The 9,599-nt window shown below is 65.5% G+C and carries 8 protein-coding genes and 2 rRNA genes; 8 read left to right on the top strand and 2 right to left on the bottom strand.

Annotated elements, in window-relative coordinates; genetic code table 11:
• From QM612_RS11490 to QM612_RS11470, 5 genes are all read left to right on the top strand, one after another.
• Positions 1-219: ribosomal RNA gene (locus QM612_RS11490) — 23S ribosomal RNA — on the top strand; the annotation flags it as partial.
• 205 nt (positions 220-424) lie between these two features.
• Positions 425-539: ribosomal RNA gene (rrf, locus tag QM612_RS11485) — 5S ribosomal RNA — on the top strand.
• 261 nt (positions 540-800) lie between these two features.
• Positions 801-1,574 carry a pimeloyl-ACP methyl ester esterase BioH gene (bioH, locus tag QM612_RS11480; RefSeq protein WP_415254020.1) on the top strand — a complete coding sequence of 258 codons (774 nt, stop codon included), beginning with the start codon at positions 801-803 and terminating at the stop codon, positions 1,572-1,574.
• On the top strand, positions 1,571-2,500 hold the full coding sequence (bioC, locus tag QM612_RS11475; RefSeq protein WP_415254016.1) for a malonyl-ACP O-methyltransferase BioC: 930 nt from the start codon (positions 1,571-1,573) through the stop codon (positions 2,498-2,500). The genes bioH and bioC overlap by 4 nt, the downstream gene beginning before the upstream one ends.
• Entirely contained in the window at positions 2,497-3,471 is a 975-nt protein-coding gene (locus tag QM612_RS11470) for a multidrug resistance efflux transporter family protein (protein ID WP_415254015.1), read from the top strand. The genes bioC and QM612_RS11470 overlap by 4 nt, the downstream gene beginning before the upstream one ends.
• 266 nt (positions 3,472-3,737) lie before the next feature.
• Here the strand turns inward: QM612_RS11470 and QM612_RS11465 are convergent, their stop codons facing one another.
• Positions 3,738-4,163, bottom strand: coding sequence for a ketosteroid isomerase-related protein (locus QM612_RS11465; RefSeq protein ID WP_415254014.1), 426 nt, complete (start codon positions 4,161-4,163; stop codon positions 3,738-3,740).
• Positions 4,160-5,146 carry a pyridoxal-phosphate dependent enzyme gene (locus QM612_RS11460; protein WP_415254013.1) on the bottom strand — a complete coding sequence of 329 codons (987 nt, stop codon included), beginning with the start codon at positions 5,144-5,146 and terminating at the stop codon, positions 4,160-4,162. The genes QM612_RS11465 and QM612_RS11460 overlap by 4 nt, the downstream gene beginning before the upstream one ends.
• 128 nt (positions 5,147-5,274) lie before the next feature.
• Between QM612_RS11460 and QM612_RS11455 the strand changes: the two genes are divergently transcribed.
• The 3 genes from QM612_RS11455 to QM612_RS11445 all read left to right on the top strand — a co-directional run bounded on the left by QM612_RS11455 (position 5,275) and on the right by QM612_RS11445 (position 9,587).
• Positions 5,275-5,943, top strand: a complete 669-nt coding sequence (locus tag QM612_RS11455) for a hypothetical protein (RefSeq protein ID WP_415254012.1) — start codon at positions 5,275-5,277, stop codon at positions 5,941-5,943.
• Between the two features lie 385 nt (positions 5,944-6,328).
• Entirely contained in the window at positions 6,329-8,218 is a 1,890-nt protein-coding gene (gene mnmG / locus QM612_RS11450; protein WP_415254011.1) for a tRNA uridine-5-carboxymethylaminomethyl(34) synthesis enzyme MnmG, read from the top strand.
• Positions 8,219-8,327: 109 nt separating this feature from the next.
• Positions 8,328-9,587, top strand: coding sequence for a sialidase family protein (locus QM612_RS11445; RefSeq protein ID WP_415254010.1), 1,260 nt, complete (start codon positions 8,328-8,330; stop codon positions 9,585-9,587).
• The last annotated feature ends 12 nt before the right edge of the window (positions 9,588-9,599 follow it).

Raw genomic sequence — 9,599 nt, 5'->3', positions numbered from 1 at the left:
TGGTGTTCCGGTTGTCACGCCAGTGGCACTGCCGGGTAGCTATGTTCGGAAGCGATAACCGCTGAAAGCATCTAAGCGGGAAGCGCGCCTCAAGATGAGATCTCCCGGGGCACAAGCCCCCTGAAGGCACCATCAAGACCAGGTGGTTGATAGGCAGGGTGTGTAAGCGCAGTAATGCGTTGAGCTTACCTGTACTAATGATCCGTGTGGCTTGACCATATCACCTCAAGTTTCTTCGGAAGTCATTTGCGCGTCCCTGCGCAAAAGCCCGCACATCCCTGTGCGGACTCTTCTGAAAGCAACCCTCGGCCTCAACGCACGTTGAGCCTTGCAACAAACGCTCGTTGACCTCTTCCCCACCCCATGAGAGCGTGTGCGCGACTGCACCGGCAAATGCCCGCAGACCGCGACCCTCCACCCTCTCCCTGACGACTACAGCACTGTGGTACCACCCGATCCCATCCCGAACTCGGAAGTGAAACACAGACGCGCCGATGGTAGTGTGGCTCAAGCCATGCAAGAGTAGGTCATCGTCAGGGTCTTTATAGACGGGCTGATCCTTCGGGGTCAGCCCGTCGCCTTTTGTGCCGAAGGCACGACCCGCAACAGGTCATCGTCAGGGTCTTTATAAAAGCAAAACCCCAGCTCATCGAGCTGGGGTTTTGGCTTTTATGTGGTTGTGACGCTGGCCTGCCCGCGCATGGCTTGCAAGTGCAGTTGCGAGCGATGCGCCGGACAAGGTGAGCTTCGCGCGATAATGGGCGGATGCCGCGCGAGTCTCTGCAAACCCAATGAACAAGTTGCATGTGGAAATCGTCGGCAACGGCAACGGCCCGCCGCTGGTACTACTGCATGGCTGGGCGATGCATGGCGGCATCTTCGCGCCGCTGGTCAAACGCCTGCGCGCGCAGCGCACCCTGTACGTCGTCGATTTGCCCGGCCACGGTCACAGCCGCGATAGCGGGGTGCCGCTGGAACTGGATGCCTGCACGCATGCGTTGCTGGATGCAGTCCCCGATGCGCCGTGGTGCGGCTGGTCGCTGGGCGGGCTGATCGCGTTACACGCGGCATCGCTGCAGCCGGCGCGCGTCCCTGCATTGGCGATGGTCTGTGCCACGCCAAAATTCGTGGTCGCGGGTGATTGGCCGCAGGGCATGCCGGTGGAGGTATTCCACGGTTTCGCCGAGGGACTGCGCAGCGACTGGCGCGCGACCATCGACAGATTCATCGCGCTGGAGGCGTTCGGCTCCGACCACATGCGCGAGGAACTGCGGATGCTGCGCGATGCGGTGCTGGCGCATGGCGAACCGTCGCTGCGCGTGCTGGCGGAAGGCTTGCGTGTGCTGGAACACAGCGACCTGCGCAATGCAGTGCAGACGTTGAAGATGCCGAGCCTGTGGCTTGGCGGACGCCGCGACCGGCTGGTGAATCCGGCGGCGATGCAGGCCAGTGCCGCTGCTGCGATGGATGCCCGCTACGTGCAGATCGAGCATGCCGGGCATGCGCCGTTCCTGACGCATGCGGATGAGGTGGCGGACGCCTTGCTGGGGTTCCTTGCGGAGTCGCGCGCATGAGTGTGCCGCTGTTTGATGTGCGACAGGTGCGCCGCGCGTTCTCGCGTGCATCGGCAAGCTACGACGCTGCCGCGCAATTGCAGCATGCGGTGGAAGCGCGCCTGCTGGAATCGCTGGATTATCTGGACGATCCCGCCCTGCAGCGCCAGCCGCCGCAGCGCGTGCTGGATCTGGGTTGCGGCACCGGTCGCGCCAGCGCGGCAATGCAAAAGCGCTGGCCGAAGGCGCAGATTGTTTCGCTCGATCTTGCGCTGCCGATGTTGCAGCAGGCGCGTGCCACGTCACAGCGTTCACCGAGGCAGTGGTTAACCAATCCGCTCGCACGCAGGCCGGCGCAGGTATGCGCGGATGCGCGTGCGCTGCCACTTGTAGATGGCAGTATTGATGTCCTGTTTTCCAACCTGTGCCTGCAATGGGTGGACGACCTCGATGCCGTGTTCGCCAGCTTCCGCCGCGTGCTGAAGCCGCATGGCCTGCTCTTGGTATCGACCTTCGGCCCGGATACCTTGTGGGAATTGCGCGAGGCCTTCGCACAGGCCGATGACGCCCAGCACGTCAGCCCGTTTGCCGATATCGCCGGCTTCGGTGATGCGCTGGTGCGCGCCGGCTTCCAGCAGCCGGTGCTGGATCGCGAAATCGAAACCACCCGCTATGCGGACCTGCCTGCGTTGATGCGCGAACTGCGGGCGATCGGCGCGACCAATGCGCTGGCCTCGCGCCGCCACAGCCTGACCGGGCGCGCGCGTTTCGCGGCTGCGTCTGCTGCCTACGATGCGATGCGCAATGGTGATGGCCCGCTGCCGGCAACGTGGGAAACCATCACTGCGATGGCGTGGGCACCGGAAGCCGGCACGCCGCTGCGCGAAGGCGACGTGGATGTCGCCGCGATCCCGCTGTCGCGCATCCCGATCCGCAGGCGGTCGTGAGCGCGCAACGCCATGTCCTGCTTGCGGTGGCGCTGTCGTTGCTGTCCGCATTGCTGTTCACCAGCACCTATGTGCTCAACCGTGCGGTGGCATTGGATGGTGGACATTGGGCATGGACGGCGAGCCTGCGCTTCCTGTTCATGTTGCCGCTGATGTTGCTGCTGATGCCATGGCAGGGTGGCGTCGCACCGGTCTGGCGTTCGATCCGCGCCGCACCGGGTGCGTGGCTGGGTTGGAGCGGATTGGGCTTCGTGCTGTTTTACGTGCTGCTCTGTTTTGCTGCTGCCAGCGGCCCGGCGTGGTTGGTGGCAGGCAGCTTCCAGGTGATGGTGGTGGCGGGGATGTTGTGTGCGCCGATGCTGTATCGCGATGAGCGTGCGCGCATCCCGCGCGCAGGCTTGGCGGTGGGGCTGGTCATCATCACGGGCGTGTTGTTGATGCAGCTTGGTCACGCGCAGGGTGCGCTCGATGTTTCAAGCTGGATCGCACTGGGCTGCGTGCTGGTTGCCGCCTTCGCCTACCCGATTGGCAACCGCGGCCTGCTGCTGCATCTGGAAGGCAGCGGCGAATCACTCAATGCCAGCCAGCGCGTGTTCGGGATGACATTGGCCAGCCAGCCTGCGTGGCTTGCGCTTGCGGCGTGGGCATGGATGCAGGCAGGGCCACCATCGTCCTCGCAGCTGGTGTCTGTCTTCGTGGTTGCGATGGTGGCCGGCGTGCTTGCAACCGTGCTTTTCTTCCAGGCCAGCGGCATGGTGCGCAGCAATGCCACCGCGCTGGGTGCAGTGGAAGCGATGCAGGCGGCGGAAGTGGTGTTTGCCGCGCTGCTGGGCGTGTTGCTGCTGGGCGAGCAATGGCCGAACGGGCAGGCGTTGTGTGGCCTGTTGCTGGTGGTGGCCGGTATCGTGATGTTTGCGTGGGTGGTCGCGCGCGATGCCGCCCTGTCGCGCATTCCGATACGCAGGCGTTGAATGCGCTAGCTCGTCATTCCCGCGAAAGCGGGAATCCATGGACGTTAAGGAAGGTCTGAACAAGCCGTCATTCCGGCGAAAGCCGGCTGCTTCTGACAAACGAATGTTTGTCCAATCCAGCTGTTTGGTAAGTCACTGAAAAGCTGGATCCCGGCTTTCGCCGGGATGACGTTTCGAGAGTTGTTCAGAGCTTCCTTAACCGTTCGAACATCCAAGCTCTTGGATTCCCGCTTTCGCGGGAATGACGGGCGAAAACCAGAGCTTCGTTAGCGCACCTGCGCCAGCCAGTCTTCGAGGTTGTAGTAATTGGTGACCCGCGCGATCAGGTTGTCGCGAATCTCGAAGAACGCACCACCGGGCAACACGTACTTCTGTCCGTTGGCGGGCGGCAGGCCGTCGTCGGCTTCAAGATATTCGCCATGCACCACGTATTCGGCGGCGGCGCGGCTGCCGTCCTGCGACGCCAGCACCACCACGTTGCGCAGCTGCTCGCGATAGCAGCGCGCCATGCGTTGCTGGAACGCGGCGAATGCGGTCTTGCCGGTTTCGCGCGGGCCCTGGTTGAGGTCATGGATCACATCATCGGCCAGCAGCGCCTGCATCCCCGCCCAGTCACCGCGATTGAACGCCGCGTAATAGGCCAGCACGAGTTCGGTGGTGCGGTCGTGCGCGCGGGTGCCGTCAATCTTCATGGCGTTTCTCCGGGGGCGAGAGCGAGCAGGGCGGGCAGGGCATCGGGATCGAGATTGCCGCCGGTCAGGATCAGGCCAACGCGCTTGCCTGCGAACTGCGCACGATACGCAAGCACGGCGGCCAGCGCGATGGCCGAAGACGGTTCCACCAGTTGCTTGCAGCGTGCCAGCAGCAGGCGCATGGCGGCGACGGTACGGGCATCATCGACGGTCAGCACCTGTGCGCCGGCACTGCGCAGGATGTCGAAATTGATTGCACCCAGGGTGCCGCGCAGGCCATCGCAAACGGTATCGGGCACGAAATCATGATCGAGGCTGCCGCGCGCGAACGAACGCGCGCCATCGGCAGCACCTTCGGGCTCGGCCAGATACAGCCGGCAGTGCGGTGCCAATGCGCGCATCGCAAGTGCCGTGCCTGCCGCCAGTCCGCCGCCGCCCAGCGGCGCGACGATGGCATCCAGTCCGGGATGGGCGGACAGCAGTTCCAGCGCCGCCGTGCCTTGCCCCGCGATCACGCGCGCGTCGGTATAGGGATGCACGAGTGTCGCGCCGGTATCGGCCTGCACCTGTGCGCAGGCGGCTTCGCGCGCGGCGATGGTCGGCGCGCAGCGATGCAGGATGGCACCACTGCGCTGGATGCCGGCAAGCTTGGTGCGCATCGCGCCTTCCGGCACGACCACATGGCAGGGAATGCCGCGCAGCTTCGCGGCCAGAGCCAGTGCCGCGCCGTGATTGCCGGAGGAATGGGTGACCACGCCGCGCGGGGCATCGGCATCGTCCAGTGAGAAGACGGCATTGCAGGCGCCACGGAACTTGAACGCGCCAACCCGTTGCAGGTGTTCGGCCTTGAAGTGCAGCGATGCGCCGGCTTCGACATCCAGCGAATGCGCGTGCAGGACGGGCGTGATCTGCGCGAACGGCGCGATCCGCGCGGCGGCGTCCAGTACGTCGCTGAAACAGGGGTGCTGCGTGGTGGTTTCCATCCGCCGATGCTAGCGCAGGCGGGTCGGATCGGGCCGTTCAGGACACGCGCCGCCGAAGCTGGCAGGATTCAGCACGAATTCAATGCGCGGGCGCAAACCTGCACGCACGCAAGACGGGGGATCCAGCCATGTTCGCCAAGCTCGCACTTCCTGCCATCGCCATTGCCGCGTTGGCTGGCTGCGTGACCGATGACGGTTACGGTGGCGGCTATTACTACAGCCAGCCGCGCATCGAGTATCGCACCTACGATCCTTATGGATACGGGTATTACGGCGGCACGTACGGCTACGGCAGCTACGACTACTACGGCGGCATCGGCTATGGCAGCAGCCGTGGTTATTACGGTGGCATCGGCTACGGCTATTACGGCAGCCCAGGTTATTACTACGGCTATGGCGGGTACTGGCAACGCCCGTACGCCACCTATCCGCCGCACTGGTACCGCCCGCATCCGCCGCGCCCGGACGGCGGTACGCCGCAGCCGCCGCCGGATGATGGAGATGACCGGGCGAACAATTTGCCACCGTGGCGCAATATCGGCAGGTTGCCGACACCGGAACTGCCACGTCGCACGGCGCAGCCACAGGCGCTCCCGCAGTACATCCCGCATGGCGAGCCGCGCATTCCGGCGCAGCGCGTGCAGCCACAGGTGGCGCAGCCCGCGCAGCGTTTCGAACGCGCTCCGGCTCCGAGAATGCAGGCACCGGAAAGCCGGCCCATGCGGATCGCGCCGGCGCAGCGGGAAGCACGGCCCGCGCCGATGCGCCAGGCGCGCCGCGCCGAGCAGCAGGATTGAGCGAAGCCGAAGCGTGACGCAGTGCGCAGCCTGAATCGCGCGCAGGTTGCGGACTGACCGGAAACGTCACTCTGCGACCCGGACGGGGTAATCTACGGCCTGCCGGTGCCCTGCAGGATTCCCCGGATCCCCCCTGTTCCGTTTGTCCTGCAGGCACCGGCGCTTCATTTCTGGCGGTGTGCGCCTTTCCGGCCCGGAAAAAGATGAGGGCCGGACATCCCCCGACGTCCGGCCCCCGTAGCATCCCCTGCGTGCGCAAAACCGGCCCCTGTTCAGTCCGGTCATCGCCTCGCGGCGTGCCACGCCGGGTGCCACTGGGGTCATAGCAGGAAGCATGCCAACCCTTCCGGCAGCGATCCGCAACCGGCCTTAGAATGCCCGCGCAATGAGCCAGACTTTTTTCGACTTCGATGTCATCGTCATCGGCGGCGGTCATGCCGGCACCGAAGCCGCGCTGGCGTCCGCGCGCGCCGGTGCGCGCACGCTGCTGCTGACCCACGCCATCGAAACCGTGGGCGCGATGAGCTGCAACCCGGCCATCGGCGGCATCGGCAAGGGCCATCTGGTGAAGGAGATCGACGCGCTTGGCGGCGTGATGGCGAAGGCCGCTGACGCTGCCGGCATCCAGTGGCGCACGCTCAATGCATCGAAGGGGCCAGCGGTGCGCGCCACCCGCTGCCAGGCCGACCGCGCGCTGTATCGCGCCTTCATCCGCCGCGCGGTGGAGACGCAGCCCAACCTGACCGTGTTCCAGGCGGCGGTGGATGATCTGGTCATCGAGAATGAAACGGTGCGCGGCGCGATCACCAATACCGGCCTGCGCTTCAACGCGCCGGCAGTGGTGCTGACCGCAGGCACCTTCCTGGCCGGCAAGATTCATATCGGTGAAACCCAGTACGCCGCCGGGCGCATGGGTGATCCGCCTTCAACCGCGCTGGCGCACAAGCTGCGCGAGGGTCGCTTCGTGGTGGATCGGCTCAAGACCGGCACGCCGCCGCGCATCGACGGGCGCACGCTGGATTATTCGGTGATGCAGGAGCAACCCGGCGACGATCCGCGCCCGGTGATGTCCTTCATGGGAAGCACAGCCGACCACCCCGCGCAGGTCAGTTGCTGGATCACCAGCACCACCGAGCACACGCACCAGATCATCCGCGATGCGCTACATCGCAGCCCACTGTACTCCGGCCAGATCGAAGGCATCGGCCCGCGCTATTGCCCGAGCATCGAGGACAAGGTGGTGCGTTTTGCCGAGAAGGCATCGCACCAGATTTTCGTCGAACCCGAAGGCCTGACCGTCAGCGAGATTTATCCAAACGGCATCAGTACCTCGCTGCCGTTCGACGTGCAGCTTGCACTGGTGCGCAGCATTGTCGGTTTCGAGAATGCGCACATCACCCGTCCCGGCTATGCCATCGAATACGACTTCTTCGATCCGCGTGGGCTCAAAGCTTCGCTGGAAACCAAGGCCGTCGCCGGGCTGTTCTTCGCCGGGCAGATCAACGGCACCACCGGCTATGAAGAAGCCGCCGCGCAGGGCCTGCTGGCCGGCGTCAATGCCGCGCGCTTCGTGCAGGACAAGGCGGCATGGAGTCCGCGCCGAGACGAGGCCTATATCGGCGTACTGGTGGATGACCTCATCACCCACGGCACCAGCGAGCCGTACCGCATGTTCACCAGCCGCGCCGAATACCGCCTGCAACTGCGCGAGGACAATGCCGATGCGCGGTTGACGCCGGTCGGGCGTGAACTTGGGCTGGTCGATGACGCGCGCTGGCAGCGTTTCAGCGAGAAGCGCGAAGCCGTCGCTGCGGAAACATCCCGCCTTTCCACGTTGTGGGCCGCGCCGAACAATGCGCTGGGTGCGTCGCTGGCGCGGCATATCGGCATCGAAGTCAGTCGCGAGGGCAATGCGCTGGATCTGCTGCGCCGGCCCGAGCTGGACTACGCCACGTTGATGCGTGTGCCGGAACTTGGCCCGGCTGTCGCGGATGCGAAAGTCGCCGAACAGGTGGAAATCGAAACCAAGTACGCCGGCTACCTCGACCGCCAGCGCGAGGAGATTGCGCGCCAGCGCCGCAACGAGGCCACTGCGATCCCGGACGCATTCAACTACGACGGCGTGCGTGGCCTGTCCGCCGAAGTGCTGCAAAAACTCCAGCGCGTGCGCCCGCAAACCGTGGGGCAGGCGCAGCGCATCCCCGGCGTGACGCCTGCGGCGATCTCGCTGCTGCTGGTGCATCTGGAACGCGCGCGGCGCGAACGCGCGGCTTGATAAAACCCCGTAGGGGCAGGCCCCCGTGCCTGCCCTCCTCGTGCTTCCCTTCGCAGAACCGGGGCAGGCACGGGGGCCTGCCCCTACAGACCCGGCGTATCCTTCGCCCATGAACTTGCTCATGACCGCGCGCACCGCCTTCGCCCTTGTCCTCGCCACCGTTGCGCTTGCCGCTTGCAAGCGTGATGCCGACACCACCGCCAGACCCGCCAACGGCGACTACGTCGTGCAGGAATGGGTGTTGCCGGCGCAGCCCGGTTCGATGGCACCCGACCTTTCCATCACGCCAAACGGGCGCGTGCTGTTGAGTTGGCTCAATCGCCAGCAGGGGCGGCGCAACGCATTGCAATTTGCCGCGTACACCGCAGACGGCGGCTGGCAGAGCCAGGCGCGCACGGTTGCGGTGGGGCATTCGCTGATGGCCAATGGCGCGGACACGCCGCACATGCTGGGCACCGCCGATGGCGCGCTGTGGATGCAGTGGCTGCAAACCAGCGGCGCGGATGCGATGGCCTATGACACCGTGCTGGCACGCTCGCGCGATGGCGGCATGACGTGGACGCAGATCACCCGCGTCAATGACGACCAGGCCGGCGGCGAACACGGATTCGCCGCGCTCTGGCAGCGCAGCAGCGATGCCGTCGGCATTGCATGGCTGGATGGTCGCAGTGCAGGCACGCATGGCGAAGGCGCGCATGCCGGTGCAATGCAGTTACGTGCCAACAGCTTCGACATGAATCTGGAACGCGATGCCGATGCACTGCTGGACGCGCGCGTCTGCGACTGTTGCCAGACGGCCGTGGCGATGACCGACGAAGGGCCGCTGCTGGTCTATCGCGGGCGCAGTGCGGATGAAGTGCGCGACATCCAAGCCATCCGTTTCGATGGTGCCGCGTGGAGCAAGCCCGCAACCGTGCATGCCGATGGCTGGAAGATCGAAGCCTGCCCGGTCAACGGCCCAGCCGTGGCCGCGCGCGGCATGGATGCGGTGGTCGGCTGGTACACCGCAGCCGGCGATACGCCGCGCGTGCACCTCACGCGCAGCAAGGATGCGGGCGGCAGCTTCGCCGCGCCGGTAACGGTGGACGAAGGTGCCGCAGCGCTGGGCCGGGTTGCGGTGGCGCTGGATACGCAGCAGGTCTGGGTGGCGTGGCTGCGCGCGGAAGGCGAGCAGCAATCGCTGATGCTGGCCCGCTACTCGCCCGACCTGTCGAAGCAACTGCAACGCATCGAAGTGGCGAGGTTGCAGGCGCGTGGCCTTGCCAGCGGCATCCCCAAACTGGCGGCGGATGCAGGTGGCGCATGGCTGGTCTGGACCGACGTGATCGACGGTGCCGCCGACCTGCAAGGCGTGCGTGTGAGTCGCTAGGCGACCCATCCC

The organism is Thermomonas sp. (genome assembly GCF_047606765.1).
GTDB lineage: Bacteria > Pseudomonadota > Gammaproteobacteria > Xanthomonadales > Xanthomonadaceae > Thermomonas.
This window is presented reverse-complemented; position numbering and strand designations above follow the sequence as displayed.